The sequence below is a fragment of the Rhodothermaceae bacterium genome (assembly GCA_009838195.1).
Classification (GTDB): domain Bacteria; phylum Bacteroidota; class Rhodothermia; order Rhodothermales; family Bin80; genus Bin80.
Genome location: VXSC01000042.1, coordinates 1 through 16,224 on the forward strand (window position 1 = coordinate 1; position 16,224 = coordinate 16,224).

At 50.4% G+C, this 16,224-nt stretch carries 7 protein-coding genes; 5 read left to right on the forward strand and 2 right to left on the reverse strand.

The window, feature by feature from the left end; translation table 11 throughout:
* The first annotated feature begins 471 nt into the window (after window positions 1–471).
* The 3 genes from F4Y64_09440 to F4Y64_09450 all read left to right on the forward strand — a co-directional run bounded on the left by F4Y64_09440 (window position 472) and on the right by F4Y64_09450 (window position 8,243).
* Complete coding sequence (locus tag F4Y64_09440) at window positions 472–2,898, forward strand: TonB-dependent receptor (protein ID MXX97820.1); 2,427 nt, start codon at window positions 472–474, stop codon at window positions 2,896–2,898.
* Window positions 2,899–3,446: 548 nt separating this feature from the next.
* Window positions 3,447–6,827, forward strand: coding sequence for a hypothetical protein (locus tag F4Y64_09445; GenBank protein ID MXX97821.1), 3,381 nt, complete (start codon window positions 3,447–3,449; stop codon window positions 6,825–6,827).
* A 255-nt stretch (window positions 6,828–7,082) separates the two neighbouring features.
* Complete coding sequence (locus F4Y64_09450) at window positions 7,083–8,243, forward strand: TIM barrel protein (protein ID MXX97822.1); 1,161 nt, start codon at window positions 7,083–7,085, stop codon at window positions 8,241–8,243.
* 172 nt (window positions 8,244–8,415) lie between these two features.
* On the opposite strand, the gene F4Y64_09455 is transcribed toward F4Y64_09450, so the two are convergent.
* Together F4Y64_09455 and apaG are read right to left on the reverse strand one after the other, a co-directional pair.
* Window positions 8,416–11,799 (reverse strand): methylmalonyl-CoA mutase family protein, encoded by a 3,384-nt coding sequence (locus F4Y64_09455; protein MXX97823.1) that lies wholly within the window; start codon window positions 11,797–11,799, stop codon window positions 8,416–8,418.
* A gap of 645 nt (window positions 11,800–12,444) precedes the next feature.
* The gene (gene apaG / locus F4Y64_09460; protein MXX97824.1) at window positions 12,445–12,828 is read right to left on the reverse strand and encodes a Co2+/Mg2+ efflux protein ApaG; all 384 of its coding nucleotides are present in this window, start codon (window positions 12,826–12,828) and stop codon (window positions 12,445–12,447) included.
* 419 nt (window positions 12,829–13,247) lie between these two features.
* Here apaG and F4Y64_09465 point away from each other — a divergent pair, with 419 nt between their 5' ends.
* Both F4Y64_09465 and F4Y64_09470 read left to right on the forward strand, forming a co-directional pair.
* A complete protein-coding gene (locus F4Y64_09465; protein MXX97825.1) occupies window positions 13,248–15,143 on the forward strand; it encodes a 2-oxoacid:acceptor oxidoreductase subunit alpha in 1,896 nt (631 codons plus the stop codon).
* Window positions 15,143–16,216, forward strand: coding sequence for a 2-oxoacid:ferredoxin oxidoreductase subunit beta (locus F4Y64_09470; GenBank protein MXX97826.1), 1,074 nt, complete (start codon window positions 15,143–15,145; stop codon window positions 16,214–16,216). The genes F4Y64_09465 and F4Y64_09470 overlap by 1 nt, the downstream gene beginning before the upstream one ends.
* Window positions 16,217–16,224: the final 8 nt, after the last annotated feature.

A 16,224-nucleotide genomic window follows, 5' to 3' on the forward strand; every position in this document is an offset into this window, starting at 1 on the left:
AAATACATAGCGCCCCGTAGCCTTATCTGACGGCCGTCCTACTATACCAGGGGAGTGAGAGATTCGAGGTTCCCTCTCCATTCTGTCCAAGTAGGGTTGGATAATTCAGGTAGTGTGTCGGGATTTGGGGCCTAAACTTCTAGTTCAGTAGGTTGAGACCGATCCCTTAGAGTTCGACAAAAATATATTCAGTTCCAAGGGCTTATATTGGTCATTACCTGTTACCGGGTGGCGTTTGACTCTGATGGATTCAACTTTGGCTATGAGTTTTGCCAAGAAACAACAGTCCGAGTGATCGGTTACTGCACCGGCTAGATGGAAGAGAATTTTCTTACTGATTTTCTCGTGCCACTATTCATGGCGAGGATAAGAGTACATCGCTTAGATCAATACATGTTGGAGTGATCGTATGTACATAGCATGATGGACACAGACACTTAGAAAAAACCTGGGGGTAATCAATAGACACTGATGAAAAATCTATACTACTTCGTTGCCGGCTTGCTTGTAGTAATGGCGGGAGTTTTGCCGGTGAAGGCACAAGAGTGGGGGAGCATTCAAGGTACCGTTTATGTAACCGATGATGCGACAATTGTTACCGATGCTACGGTTACGCTGGTTGGTTTGAATTACTCACAGCGGGTTGACGAAGCGGGGCGGTTTGTTTTTGAAGAGGTGCCGGCAGGTTCGGTACTTCTGCGTGTTGAAAGCCCTCTTTGGGGACGAAATTCAGAGAGAATCACAGTGGTTGCAGGCGAGACCATCGAAGTGGATATTGAAGTTCTGCTACATGTACATCTTGAGGAGATGATTATTACGGCAGGGCCGACAGCCCTGACGCGTTCGGAGCTGGTCAATCCAGTGAGTGTCTTGACAGAAAGTGACCTTTTTGAATCGGATGGAGTCAGTCTTGGAGAGTCCTTAAAGAACCAACCGGGCATGGCATCCACCTATTTTGGTCCCGGGGCCAGCCGCCCGATAATCGGTGGAGTGGGAGGCAGCAGAGTCAAGGTTCTTCAGCACGGCTTAGCGATCGGTGACGCGAGTGATCAAAGTGAAGATCATGCCGTGGGTGCAGATGCTTTTGATGCCAAACGAATTGAAATTATCCGAGGGCCGGCAACGCTCCTGTACGGAAGCGATATCACGGGTGGGGTGGTAAATATCCTTGATGGGCGGGTTCCTAATGAGCGTCCGGTGAATCGCATTGAGGGAATGGTGATGGGAAGGGGCGGGCTAGGTTCCAATGAACGAGGAGGTGGTGGGAGCCTTACGGGTGCATTCGGGAATGTTGTTTGGCGTGCTCATGGCTTATTACGTGAAACAGGGGACGTCTCCACACCATCATTTAACCCCGAAGGAGATCACGAGGAGCATGATCATGAAGATGAGGAGCATGGAGACGATGAACACGATGATCATGACGATGAAGAGCATGGCGAGGAAGAGCTTGAAATGGTAGACCATATCGAAAACTCAAGCACCTCGCTGGGGCGAGGATCCTTTGGCATGTCCTGGCTCGGTAGGCGTGGCTATGTCGGAGCTGCTGTTAGCTTTCACAATTCAGACTACGGTGTTCCTGGACATGCGCATGGGGCACATGAGGAAGAGCATGAAGAGCATGAGGAGGATGAACATCATGACGAGGACCATCTTGATGAGGAAGAGCACGATGAGCACGAAGACGAACATGGTCACGAGGAAGAAGAAGGGGAAGTATCCATTGACCTGAACTCCGTGACTTACGATATAGAGGGAGCTTATCGCTTTGGTGATGGGGCCGTTGAGGGCCTGCGCTTCAGATTTGGCGTTGCCGATTATCAGCACACCGAACTCGAGCACCTGGAATCAGGATCGGAAGAGATCGGGGTCGTATATGAGAATAATCAGTGGGAGGGACGCGTTGAGGTGGATCATTCACTCCATCGGTCTACGAAAGGGACTGCAGGAGTACAAATGAAACGGCGTGATCTGGCAACCCCCACGGGAAGCCACTCAAGTTTGCCTGCAACCCTGTCCACTCAGGTGGGCATCTTTGCGATGGAGCGGATTAATTTGGGCTCACTGAGACTGGAACTCAGCGGTCGAATGCAGTGGCAGTCTCATGACCCTGATGGCAAGGCTTCGAGGTCATTCTCATCCCTGAGTCTGGGTGGAGGGGCAAATTATGAATTGAGCGAGCAACTGTCATTCTCATTGAGCCTTGCACGCGCGGCAAAGGCTCCAAGTACAACGGAACTGTATTCGGATGGATTACACACGGCTATACGTTCTGTAGAAATAGGGAATGAAAACCTTGAAGTTGAGGTGACGAACAATGTTACGATTTCTGGATTTCTCAATACGGAGCCTGTACATGTGACATTGACGGGATACTTGAATCAATCGGACAATTTTATCTATCATGCACCGACAGGTATGATGGAAGAGGGGAATCCGGTTCTTCAGACTGCTCAGGCGGAAGCCAGAATTACAGGGCTGGAAGTAGATGCAGACATAGAGGTGTTCCACAGTGGGAATACTCACGTTATACTTGGGCTGATGGGAGATTACGTAAACGGCCAACTTACATCCCAAGATGATTATCTGCCCCGTATTCCGCCGTTACGCCTGGGAGCTTCGCTGCAGTATTCGGTAAATAATTTTGTGGCGAATCTATCTGTGAGACGGATTGCCAGCCAAGAGCGGGTGTTTTCGATGGAAGAACACACGGACGGCTACACCATGATTGATGCCAAAGTACGTTATCGGTTGATCACGGGTTCTATGGCTCAAAGCATCTCTTTGCAGGGCTTGAATCTCGGCAATACGTTAGCCAGAGCACATACTTCGTTCCTGAAAGAGACTGTGCCGCTACCGGGCCGTGATATACGCTTGACGTATGCCATTCATTTCTAGTCCAAACGATTGTATCTGCAGGCCAGCCCAATCAATGCATTGTGTGATTTAGTGACGAGTATATCGTCAGAGATCCATTCGACTCGATCATATTAACTGCCGGGGCAGGAAGACATTGAATGATCTTCGGCTCGGTGGCTAGGGTGGGTGTGTTGACTCCAAGGTGTCATGCTGGTTGGTGATTAGCCAGGAGTCTTCATGCAGGGGGTCATGTATACGATTGTGTGAATTGTCATACGTCGCGGTCGACCCTATTGATTTGTCTGCTTTTGGCTGAGGCTGGACATCGTTGAGCATTGGTTCAGCTAGTTTGTCTAATTGTTGGTCAAATCCCCGATGTATTCCTCGGCCCGTTTGCGATTTCCACTCTTTGGGGATAACTTCACCAGATACCAAAACAATGCATCTCGCTCATCCTACTCAGTACCTCCCACGGAAAGAGTGTTGGATTCTGTAAAGTTTTGTCATGATTTTTGGGCATCGTTCAAACAATTGGCTTTGCGTTTGCGTTGACGTGGCTTTCCTAGAAAACCTGCTTGCTGATTTTTATGCATCGTACGAGATTGACTATCCCGATTATCCTTGTAACCCTGGTGCTTGGGTGTGGAGGTTCGGAGGGTCCTAGCCCAGGATCTGACGAATATACCAGCGTCGTCAGTGCTTTCTACGCAGGAGTATCTGCGATGGAGGTGGGTGAAGACCTGCGTGCCAATGCGAAGCTGACATTGGTCACGGAACTCGCTCCCAGAGAGCCAGCTGCCTGGGCAAACCTGGCATTGATGGCGATGCGCCGGAATGAACTGGATGTGGCAACGGGGCATTTGGCACACGCCTTGCAACTAGACTCAACAAATAGCGAAATCCTGCTTTTAGCCGCAGCTCACGCACGGATGATGGATGATGACTCTGCGCAAGTACGATATCTGCGCAGGGCCGTATTGGTTGATTCACTGAACGTGCGTGCACTCTTTGAACTGATTGAGCTGCTTCCTGAGGGCTCGGATGAAAGCAGGTCATTGACGAATCAGCTCGTCACTGCTGCTCCGGGAAATACCTCCGTTGTGCTCAAGCGGCTTCAGCAATCAGTTTCCCTGGGTACCTTGGATCTTGAACTGCTGAATGAGCTCAGCTCCTATGCATGGGGCGAAGGGGTAGACGAGCAGATTGAACTGCTCAGAAATTCAGCCCTAGAGGAAGACACCGCAATTCAAATAGCAATTCTTCGCAATATTTTGCTCAGCGAGCCACAGTACCGCCAGGATTTGGCAGAGGTACGCGTATCAATTGAGCGAGTGGGGGATCCGGTCACGCGGTTTATCCGATTACTGAATCCTTCTTCGTTTCCTGCACCACGAGATGACTCGCTGCAGATTGTAGTGGATCAGCAGCTGGTTACCTCAGACTCATCCCAAGGATGGATTTCCGCGATTGCACTAGGGAATGCTGCGTTACCGGCAATTTTTTATGCTGGGATGGATTCCGTCAGGACGCTCCGTCAGGAAGCGTGGGAAGCTCCCCGTGTAAGTGGACATGATGCTGGTATAGGGATGGATTACGACTTTGATTTCAGGACGGATCTGGTTTTGGCTGGCGCTGGGGGATTGCGACTGTTACGTCAGGATTCGCTGGAACAGTTTACGGATGTAACAAGCGAATTGAATTTGAGCGCAACCCTCACTGGTGCGGCCTATACAGGGGTATGGGCGGCAGATATTGATTTGGAAGGAGACATTGATCTGGTTCTGAATGATGCCGAAAACGGATTACTGACGCTTCGCAATAATGGGGATGGCACACTTGAGCGCGCACAATGGTTCTCAGTCGATTCCGGTATCCATGCATTTGCTTGGGCTGATCTGGACCAGGATGGAGATCCCGACGCGGCGTTGATCGATTCCGAAGGACGGTTGAGGGTGCTGGCGAATGAGCGGCAGGGCCAATTCATCTCCATTCAGAATCCCATTGAAGACCTCACCCTTCTGGATGTAACGGTTTCTGACAGCAACAGTGATGGCAGGATAGAAATTTTGGCACTTACAGATATCGGACAAATCCTTCGTGTTACTCTGGGGAACGAGCCAGCCGTAGACGTACTGTTCGAGGCGGCTTTACATGCAGCAGGAACACAGCTTCTTACTGGAGACCTGGATAATAACGGAGGAACTGATATCGTAGTAACCACAAATGGTCAGTCTCAGATTCTCCTGCAGGATCATGATTACGCATTCTATTCGTACGGGGCTTCAGTGGACTTGGAAACATACGCACTAAGTGCTACGCGGTTTGCGGGGCAACTGGATATGGTCGGTCTAAGTGACGACCGCCGTCCTGTGCGCTATGGAATCTTGACATCGAAAGGATACCACTGGAAACAGATTCAACCCCGTGCTGCACAGGCGGTAGGAGATCAACGCATCAACTCATTTGGAATTGGTGGGGAGGTTGAGATCCGTGCAGGGCTCCTGTACCAGAAGCAACCCATCACCCAACCGATTGTGCATTTTGGGCTTGGAGAGCAGTCGCTTGCAGATGTTGCACGTATTACATGGCCCAATGGATCGGTGCAAGCGGAATTTGATCTTTTGTCGGACGAGATTGTCAGTGCGACCCAACGTTTGAAAGGATCCTGTCCGTGGCTCTTTACCTGGAATGGAGAAGAAGTAATGTTTGTTACAGACTTCATCTGGCGCTCTCCTCTCGGACTTCGGATCAATGCACAGGAGACTGCGGGGGTGATGACTACGGAAGACTGGGTCAAGATCAAGGGAGATCAGCTGCAGCCTCGGAGTGGGTACTATGATGTGCGGATAACCGCAGAGTTATGGGAGACTCATTTTTTCGATCACGTATCTCTGATGGTTGTGGATCATCCTGTTGGTACGGAGATCTTTGTGGATGAGCGATTTGCCTTTCCTCCACCAGAGTTGAAAATCCATCTTACCTCTGAGCTCATGCCCATTGTGGGGGCATGGAATGACCAAGGCCAGGATATACTGGAAACCGTACTTGTCCAGGATGAGCGTTATGCGGATTTCTTTGGACGCGGTGACTATCAAGGTATTACCAGAGATCATTATCTGGAAGTAGAAATCAACGAAGAGACCCCGCAGGATGCCTGGCTAGTTGCCAGGGGCTGGATTCGACCAACGGACAGCTCCATCAATGTCGCCATCAGTCAGGGAGCGCATTCCCCTCCAAGCGGATTGCGTTTGGAAGCCCAACTGCCCGATGGGTCCTGGAAAGTGGTACATGCGAATTTGGGGTTCCCGAGTGGCAAGTCCAAAACTGTCCTGATTGATTTGGCCCCGGTGGCAAGGAGTTCAGGTGCCCAGCGGCTGCGTTTACATACGAACATGGAGATCTATTGGGATGCATTGTACACAGCTGCAAAGCTGGATGACTCGGCCTTGCAGGTGACGCATATGCTCCCTGAAAGTGCAGACCTCAGGTATCGCGGTTTCTCGATCGTGAATGAAGAAGATCGGTCTTCCCCCGAACTGCCCGCATACAATACGTTGAGTGGTACCGCTCAGATCTGGCGAGACCTTGTTGGCTACCATACGCGTTTTGGGGACGTTCTGCCACTGCTAGTGCAGGTGGACGACCGCTATGTCATCATGAATGCGGGAGACGAAATGTTGCTACAGTTTTCGGAGATGGATCCGACAGCAACAGATCAAGAGAGAGATTTTGTTCTGATTGGGGATGGCTGGGTAAAGGACGGTGACTATAACACCACCTTCTCCAAGACGCTCCGTCCATTACCTTCACATGCAGATCCTACGTATGATGAGATTCCAGGAAGATTAAAGGATGATCCGGTTTACCAGCGCTATTCTTCAGACTGGTTGGACTATCATACCAGATATGTGGTGCCGGAGAGTCACGCGAAAGGGCTCGCATTTCCCAACGAGAGGGATAATCCCTGACCACGGGTTCGGAGCCTCTGAGACACAACGGTAGTTCTGTTCGGAATTTCACAGTCATGTGTGTGCTCTGCTCTGAATGCCGATATAATGTGTAGATTGTGCATTATTGGAGTCGTCAATCAAACCTCCGTTCCTGTGAAGGGTGGGGTGAAGTTGAATGTCGTTCGTCGTTGGATTGTCCAAAGTTAAAGACTGAACGAAGGTCTCGGCTCCACATAAAATACAGCGCAATCTCATGATAAAAAGTACTTAAGGATGCCCCTTGCTGATTTACGTGGCCAAGCTACGATCCACACGGGAGAAGATCTGATCTCCCACTTAAAGTCCTTTGAATTGGAGCCCAAATTTTCTGCGGGGATCTGGTTCTTTTCGCCGGCCGATTCAAGATTTCACGCCAAATACAAGCCGGATGAATCCATTGAGGCTCGACTGGAGATCGCAGCATCATTGAAGGACTACGGCCTACATGCTCTGGAAGCACATTATCCGAACGAAATCAATGAGGACAATCTGTCCCTCTGGAAAGGCTTTACCCGGGATACGGGGATTCGACTTTTGACGGTCATTCCGCTGTTATTCTATGATCCTGAATTCGAATTTGGTTCTCTCTCAAACCCTGACGACGGGATGCGTCAGATGGCGATTGATAGAACAGCACGTTCATTACGCTTAGGACAGGAATTGGGATGCGATTTTTCGGTCGTATGGCCTGGAATTGATGGCTATGAAAATCCTTTTGGCATTCACATGGCCCGTATGCGCCAAAGGTTTGCCGAGGGATTGGCAGAGGCACTAGATGCAGCTCCGGGATCACGGATTGCCTTTGAGCCAAAGCCATACGAGCCGAGGGGACGAATTCTCTATAGTTTGACCCCGGAAGGCGTACTGCTCGGGAAGCAGGTTGAAGAAATGCTGGAACATCCAGACAATCGAAACCTGCTCGAGGAAGGCCATAAACTGGTTTGCATGAATCCTGAAATTGGACACCTGCTCATGGGATTTGAAGACATTGCCTATGCGTTGAGTTGGCCATTATCCGAGGGACGTCTAGCTCATACACACTGGAATAGTCAGCCGTTGGGGAATTATGATCAGGATCTGAATGTTGGCCTGATCTCACCGGAGCAAATGGAAGCCGGCCTCTATGTTCTAAAGATGCATGGTTATGAGGGTTGGTATGGCCTGGATATTAATCCAGAGCGCATGCCGGTTGATGTGGCGCTCAAGATCTCAATGGATGCCTTGCGCGCTGCTTGTGATCGGGTGAATCACCTTGACCATGAACTTATTGTTGAGGCGGTTGAGACTCCAGATCAGCACAGAGGTTTGTTAGAGGCGTACATGGTACGTGCGAGGGCTCCACGGAACACAGTCCTTCCTCCAATGAGTGACACACTGGCATCATCGCGGAATTAGGGCAAGGAAAAACAACTTGTCTAGGCAACTCGTCACGATGTCCCCGCGATTGGCATCCTGACGGTGGTTTGGTTTGGTGTTGTGTGGTGTATAATCCGCAACCGCTCAATTAGAAAGTGGGTCTACGTCCGCTTGCCCGAGCCGTCAATCCCTTCAAACGCCAGTAACATGCTCACATGCTGCGCCGATAACGACCACCCACGCGAAACAGTGCCTCAGTAATCTGCCCTAGTGAACACCACCGCACTGTGTCCATAAGTTCTGCAAATAAATTGCCTCCATTGTGGGCCGTGTTCATGAGTTTATCCAAGGCTGCCTGTGATCGATGTCGATTCCGCAACTGAAATGCCTTGAGGCCAGCAATCTGATGCTGCTTTTCGTCATCCGAGGATCGCATTAGTGATTGTTTATCTTGGACGGGCTGAGTGCGCGGCAGGAAAGTATTGACCCCAATCACTGGCAATGCACCAGATTGCTTTTGGCGCTCATAGTGCAAAGACTCCTCTTGAATCTTGCTACGCTGATACATTAGCTCCATGGCTCCTAGTACACCTCCCCGTGTATTGATCCGTTCAAATTCAAGCAGGACTGCCTCCTCCACTAAATCAGTCAGTTCATCAACGATAAAGGATCCTTGCAGCGGATTTTCATTTTGGGCCAAACCAAATTCCTCGTTAACGATACGCTGGATTGCAATTGCACTGCGGACGCTCTCTTCTGTTGGTGTCGTTAATGCTTCGTCATAGGCATTCGTGTGTAGGCTATTGCAGTTGTCATATATCGCAAGTAGTGCTTGTAAAGTTGTCCGAATGTCATTGAAACTGATTTCCTGAGCGTGGAGGCTGCGGCCGGATGTCTGAACATGATACTTCAGTTTTTGACTTCGCTCATTTGCTCCGTATCGCTGCCGCATGGCTATAGCCCAAATACGACGGGCTACGCGGCCAATGACTGCGTACTCAGCATCCATCCCATTCGAGAAAAAGAAGGACAAATTGGGCGCAAAGTCATCAATATGCAGCCCGCGGCTCAAGTAGTACTCCACATAGGTAAATCCATTCGCCAGCGTAAAAGCAAGTTGCGTAATTGGGTTGGCTCCGGCCTCCGCAATATGGTACCCGGAAATGGATACCGAATAAAAATTACGGACCTGTTCCTGCGTAAAATATTCCTGGATATCGCCCATCATGCGCAGTGCCAGCTCAGTAGAGAAAATGCACGTATTTTGAGCTTGGTCTTCCTTTAGGATATCCGCTTGCACAGTGCCCCGAACAGTCTGTATTGCTTCGCGACAGATTCGCTCGAACTCCATGTCCTCCAACACGCCCCACTCGACGAGCTCTTTGGAGGAGGTACCCAAAAGACCGAGACCACTACCGTCATGCCCCGCAGGAAAATCCGTTTCATATCCCTCAGGCCCAAAGGGGATGTAATGAGGCCGGTTTGATTCCAGTTTGTTGTTTATCACTTTCTGGGCCTTCTCCCAGCGCCCCGAATCACGAAGAAAAAACTCGGTTGCCTGATCAATCACACTATTGAAAAACAGGGCCAAGACCACAGGCGCCGGACCATTGATGGTCATAGATACACTGGTCTCCGGATTGCAAAGATTAAATCCGCTGTAGAGTTTCTTAATGTCATCCAGCGTTGCCACTGACACTCCCGCGTTTCCCACTTTACCATAAATATCAGGCCGCTTACGGGGGTTAAATCCGTAAAGTGTCACGGAGTCAAAAGCCGTTGAAAGCCGGTGGGCGGACGTACCTTGGCTCACTACATGGAACCTGCGATTGGTTCGCTCCGGACATCCCTCTCCCGCGAACATCCGTGTCGGCGCTTCAAACCTTCGTTTGAAAGGATACACGCCCGCCGTAAACGGAAAATAGCCAGGTAGATTTTCTTTCAGAGCAAAATTCAGTCGCGCGCCTTGGTCGGCCACTGCGGGCAAGGCTATACGTGGAATCTTGGTATTGGACAAAGACTGGACAAATAGCGGAACGTTGATATCGCGATCACGCACCGTGTAGGTATACGTTTCCTTCCGATACTTATCGGCCCATTCATCCCAATTGGTCAGGATATTTCTGCACCGACTATCCAAGCGTTCCCACCAGTGGGCCTCCATCATGCTAAGGCGCGTGCACAATTCTTCGGCATCAGCAGGATTCCAAGCCTTTACCTGAGCTTTCGTCCCTCTCACCTGTCCCCATTTGCGGGCACAAGTGACTTGGCTGTGCACCCAATCATGGTAATCCCGGATCGAGTCACAGATCTCACCCAAATAGCGTTGGCGCTGGGCCGGTATAACCGTATCGCTGTTGTGAGAGGCCGGATTTTCCCCCATAGACGTCGTGTATTTAAAATTGCATTTCTCACGCAGCAGGGCAACCAAATCCGAATACAGTGCCGTCACACCCGGATCATTAAAACTGGAGGCCGTGGTGGGATAAACCGGCATGGTGTCAGGAGTCTGGTCAAATGCCGTCCGATTGCGCTGGACTTGTTTGCGGACATCACGCAGGGCATCCATGCTACCTCTGTGATCGTACTTGTTGAGCACGACAAGGTCGGCCACATCCAGCATACCAATTTTTTCCAGCTGTGTCGCCGCACCATAATCAGAGGTCATTACATACAGCGTTATGTCCGCCAAATCGGCAATTTCTGTGTCACTTTGCCCAACACCAGCCGTTTCAACTATAATTAAATCGAATTTAGCTTTGGAGCAGGCCATTATGCTTCCCAGTAGTGCCTCGCTGGTAGCACGATGCGCTCGCCTTGTGGCTAGACTACGCAAGAATGCTCGCCCCTTGGCTTTCGGACCATAGAGGGCATTCATCCGAATCCTGTCGCCCAGCAATGCGCCCCCGGAACGCCGCTGTGTAGGATCCACGGACAAAATCGCCACGCTTACCTCATTTATGTCTTCAAGCAGACGAAGAACAAGCTCATCGGCGAGTGTAGACTTGCCAGCGCCACCTGTTCCCGTAATCCCGACAACCACTGCACGGTCTGGACATTCTATTTCATTAGAAGGCTGCAATTCTGCATGGGTAAGTTGGCGGGCCAACTTATCAAATGGGAGTTTACCCACCGGTTTGGAAGTGACTGGAAAATCGCAGGCCTTGAGTATAATATTGATCATATCCTGTAGACCAAGCCGCATCCCATCCCGAGATGTGAACACACGTGTCACCCCCATAGCATGCAACTGCCTGACCTCGTCCGGGGCAATCACACCACCGCCACCCCCAAAGACTTTTATGTGCGCCGCTCCGCGCGCATCCAGTTCCGCAAGCAGATAGCCGAAGTATTCCAGATGGCCACCCTGGTATGAAGACACTGCTATCCCCTGCACATCCTCTTGCAAAGCTGTTTCCAAGACTTCTTGCACAGATCGATTATGTCCAAGATGAATTACCTCTGCTCCAGAAGCCTGCAGTACGCGCCGGATGATGTTAATGGCGGCATCGTGCCCGTCAAATAGACTCGCTGCCGTAACAATCCGAATAGAATTAGACGCTCGGTACGGTGTTACTTGCGCTGGACGCTCCATTGACTACCACGAATAAGGATACAGTGAAGAAGCCCACTTGGTCTGTTTACCCTAGATTGGGGACCATGTTCGAATGGATCCAAACCCAAGGAATGGTTCAAACACGATCAATACGTAACAACTGGCAAAAGAAAAATATCACATCCCATATCCGCAACCACTACTGTTTCGCCGCACTGATAAGCTGTCTGCATGCGTTGTCGTCAGGCTACAAAGGGTACTTATTCCATTAACACAACAGGGGGGATTCAAATTGGATCACCCCAAGAACCCACGAATCGTCGCATTGAAAATCTACAGTCTTAGATCATGGATAGGGCATGCTGGGGATAGCTGAACTAGGTCATTTGAAGAGTTCGGATTGGGTACGAGTACGAACGAAGTTGTCGGATTCGCTCTGCCTCGGCGAACCATCAACCTGGTAGATCAAAAGGAAATTCCCTCTAACATGGCATTCAATGTACCCTCAGCGTGCGGTCCGTGCGTTCGGGACTGAGCGAGGCCTCAAAGGACAGTGACTTTATGCATCTTTATCCGATCCTCCTGAATCGCTATGGTGATTAGCGTAGGTTTTGCCGCATCCTCTCAACTTCAATTCCCCCAGTTATCGTCTTCACAGGGTTGCGGCTAAATATCTAATTCCCCTTAGTTTACCCGGGCTTTCAGGTCAAATTTGGGAATCTCAACCAAGAACTTATCGCCACCTTCCGTCTCCATCGTGTAGTTGCCCTCCATGCTCCCCTCAAAGGAGTTGAGGATGCAGAAGCTATTATAGTGGTAGGATTCTCCCGGATGAATGAGAGGTTGTTGACCAACAACTCCTCTTCCCTCAACCTCTCTGGGAGCTTGGTCCTTTTCCTGGATATTCCAGTATCTTCGAAGAAGCCGGACTGGATTGCGTCGGTGGTTCGTAATCATTACATAGTAGGCAAATGCAAACCGGTCCAGAAAATAGCTTGATTCTGCGTCGAGATAGACAGGCGACACCGTGACCGAAATATCCTCAGTGACCGAAGTATAGTGAAGCATATCAATCAGGGTGTTTCATGTTATAACAGGTATTCCCGCCCACAGTATACGCAGCACGCGGGGATTATAACCCAAAACGAACCATGCTCGCACGAAACGTTTCCACAAAGCAGTGGGTACACGGACACGACAGTTTGGGACGTGACCCATCCCGTCACTTATCGTAACATCATGCCCAGCGATGCCACGCTCGTAATGGATTGTAACCCAAATTCGGATGCTTGTTCAGGGACACGTATGCATATCAGCATCCGTTCCCGATTGCGAGGCAATCCCGCGATCAGGGCATCGGGCATTGAAACACCGAAAAGAACAAGGGTGCACGATTCATTTTAGGTATATTTACCTCAACACGCGGACCCACAAGCAGTTGAATATTGCAGTAACGTTGACGAAACCGTTGAAGTACTGGAAGTCTAATGGAGGATGATTCTGTAAATATCACCACCGAAACAAAATCTGTAAAATCCCTCAGCGAAGCAACCGTGCTTTTTGCGGGGGATTCCGGTGATGGGATGCAGTTGACTGGTTCCCAGTTCACTTTGGCGACAGCTTTTGCACAGAATGATCTGGCAACCTTGCCGGATTTTCCGGCGGAAATCCGTGCACCAGCCGGGACGACCTACGGTGTGAGTGGCTATCAACTGCATTTTGGTTCGGTCAACGTTCGAACTCCGGGCGATGAGGTCGATTTGCTCGTAGCGATGAATCCGGCGGCGTTGAAAGTCAACCTATCGCGTGTTCGACGCGGTGGAGCTATCGTGATCAATGTGAACGCATTCAAACCCCATAACCTGAAACTTGCAGGATATGGGGATACCAACCCTTTGGAAGATGAAGAGCTGCGGAAGAACTACCGGGTCTTTGAGGTTGAATTGTCACGGATGACCGAGGAGGCGCTCAAGGACTTTGGTCTGGACAAGAAAGTTGTTGATCGTAGCAAAAATATGTTCGCGCTGGGACTGACGCTATGGCTGTACTCACGCCCACTTGAACCCGCGCTGGACTGGTTGTCTCACAAGTTTGCCAGTCTTCCTGAGCTTCTGAATGCGAACATACATGTATTGAAGAAAGGATTTCATTACGGCGAAACCACGGAAGACTTTATTATTCAATACAAGGTTGCCCCCGCACGGCTCGAACCAGGGGTTTACCGTGCGATCCGTGGCGTAGAGTCTCTTGCTCTGGGATTGGTTGCAGCCAGCAATAAAAGCAACCTTGACCTGTTCTACAGCAGTTACCCTATCACGCCCGCTTCGGATCTACTTCATCAGTTAAGCAGGCATAAGAATTTTGGTGTAAAAACCTTCCAGGCTGAAGATGAAATTGCCGCAATCGGTGCAACAATCGGGGCCAGTTTTGGTGGGAATTTGGGAGTCTGTGCGACCAGCGGACCCGGGTTGACGCTCAAGGCGGAGGGGATTGGATTGGCAGTGATGATGGAACTGCCGATGGTAATTATTAACGTGCAGCGAGGGGGGCCATCGACTGGACTGCCAACCAAGACGGAACAGAGTGATCTTCTTCAGTGCATGTATGGTCGCAATGGAGAAGCGCCATTGCCGGTCATTGCTGCGTCGACCCCTGGAGATTGCTTCCACGCGGCGTATGAGGCTTGTCGCGTAGCCGTGCGCCATATGACCCCCGTAATTCTGTTAGCTGATGGATATGTGGCAAATGGCTCTGAGCCCTGGCGCATTCCATCAACCAAGGATTTAGAGGATTTCTCGATTTCCTTCGCAAACAAACCCAACCAAATGGTAGATGGTCAGAAGACATTTCTCCCGTATCTGCGCGATGAGGCAACGCTTGCAAGGCCGTGGGCAAAGCCCGGCACGCCGGGTTTGGAGCATCGCTTAGGTGGTCTAGAAAAGCAGCACGAGACGGGAGAAGTCTCCTATGATCCCGAGAATCACGAATTCATGACGAACCTTCGTGCAGACAAAGTGATGAGGGTTGCTCAGTTCATTCAGCCGATTGAGATATATGGTGATTCTGAGGGGGACATTCTTATTATTGGATGGGGCTCAACCGAGGGCGCGATCAAGACAGCGGTAGATCGATTGAGGGATCATGGACTGAAGGCAGGGACCGTGCAACTACGCTATATTAATCCGCTGCCATCGGATCTGGGAGGCGTGCTGGGACATTTTGAGCATCACTTGGTCCCTGAATTGAACAAGGGACAGATGGTTCGTATTCTGCGAGATCGTTTCCTGTTGCCGTTTGCTGGCCTGAATAAGATTCAGGGCCAACCGTTCAAGGCAAGTGAGATCGTAGATGCTGCTCTTCACCACTGTAAAAAACATCATTGATGCCGACCTTACCTCCCTCTAGAAAGCCAACCTTGCCGCCAGGTCGTGGGCCGCGGAGGCCAGGTCCGTCGAAGCCCAGAATTGATCGCAAAGCCTTCGCGAGCGATCAGGACGTACGATGGTGTCCAGGTTGCGGAGACTATGCAATTCTGGCCAGTGTTCAGCGATTGATGCCACAACTGGAAGTAAAACGGGAAAAAGTTGTATTCATCAGCGGGATTGGCTGCTCGAGTCGGTTTCCCTACTATATGAACACGTACGGAATGCATTCCATTCACGGACGTGCTCCAACCGTGGCTACTGGATTGAAGGCCTCGCGACCAGATCTCGATGTTTGGCTTGTGACGGGTGACGGGGACGCCTTGTCCATTGGAGGCAACCATTTGATTCATATACTGCGCCGGAACGTGAACTTACAGATTCTGCTCTTCAATAATCAGATCTATGGCTTGACGAAGGGACAGTACAGTCCGACGAGCGAGATTGGGAAAGTGACCAAGAGTAGCCCGTTTGGGTCGATTACGCCCCCGTTTAATCCACTTTCACTTGCTTTGGGTGCCTCCGCTTCTTTCGTAGCAAGAACAGCGGATCGGGATACCAAACATTTGACTCAAATACTTCGGCGTGCACATGCGCATAAAGGGAGTGCATTCATTGAGATTTATCAGAATTGCAATATCTATAACGACGGTGCTTTCTTTGAATTCACGGAAAAGGCAACGAAGCCAGATCGAACCATCTACCTTGAGCACGGCAAACCTATGTTGTTTGCGAAGGAAACCAAGGGGGTCCGGTTGGATGGATTCAACCCTGTTGTCTTTGACCTCGATGCAGGACATTTCTCGGCAGAGGATGCCATTGTTTATGACGAAAACAGTCTGGAGCTTTCGGGGATCATAAGCCGGATGTCTCAGCAACCAGATATGCCACGCCCGTTTGGTGTCCTTTTCCGTGAAGAACGGCCTACGTATGAGCAGCGCTTACAGGAGCAGATCACCACTGTGACAGAAAAGCGTGGTCCAGGAGACCTGGATGCACTCTTGCATGCTGCAGATACTTGGACCATCTCGTAGCACGAGGC

Bases quoted from the DNA above. Each gene is read 5' to 3' on its own strand.
- F4Y64_09450 (MXX97822.1), top strand. From the start codon at position 7,083: ATGCCCCTTGCTGATTTACGTGGCCAAGCTACGATCCACACGGGAGAA.
- F4Y64_09440 (MXX97820.1), top strand. From the start codon at position 472: ATGAAAAATCTATACTACTTCGTTGCCGGCTTGCTTGTAGTAATGGCG.
- F4Y64_09445 (MXX97821.1), top strand. From the start codon at position 3,447: ATGCATCGTACGAGATTGACTATCCCGATTATCCTTGTAACCCTGGTG.
- F4Y64_09455 (MXX97823.1), bottom strand. From the start codon at position 11,799: ATGGAGCGTCCAGCGCAAGTAACACCGTACCGAGCGTCTAATTCTATT.
- apaG (MXX97824.1), bottom strand. From the start codon at position 12,828: ATGCTTCACTATACTTCGGTCACTGAGGATATTTCGGTCACGGTGTCG.
- F4Y64_09470 (MXX97826.1), top strand. From the start codon at position 15,143: ATGCCGACCTTACCTCCCTCTAGAAAGCCAACCTTGCCGCCAGGTCGT.
- F4Y64_09465 (MXX97825.1), top strand. From the start codon at position 13,248: ATGGAGGATGATTCTGTAAATATCACCACCGAAACAAAATCTGTAAAA.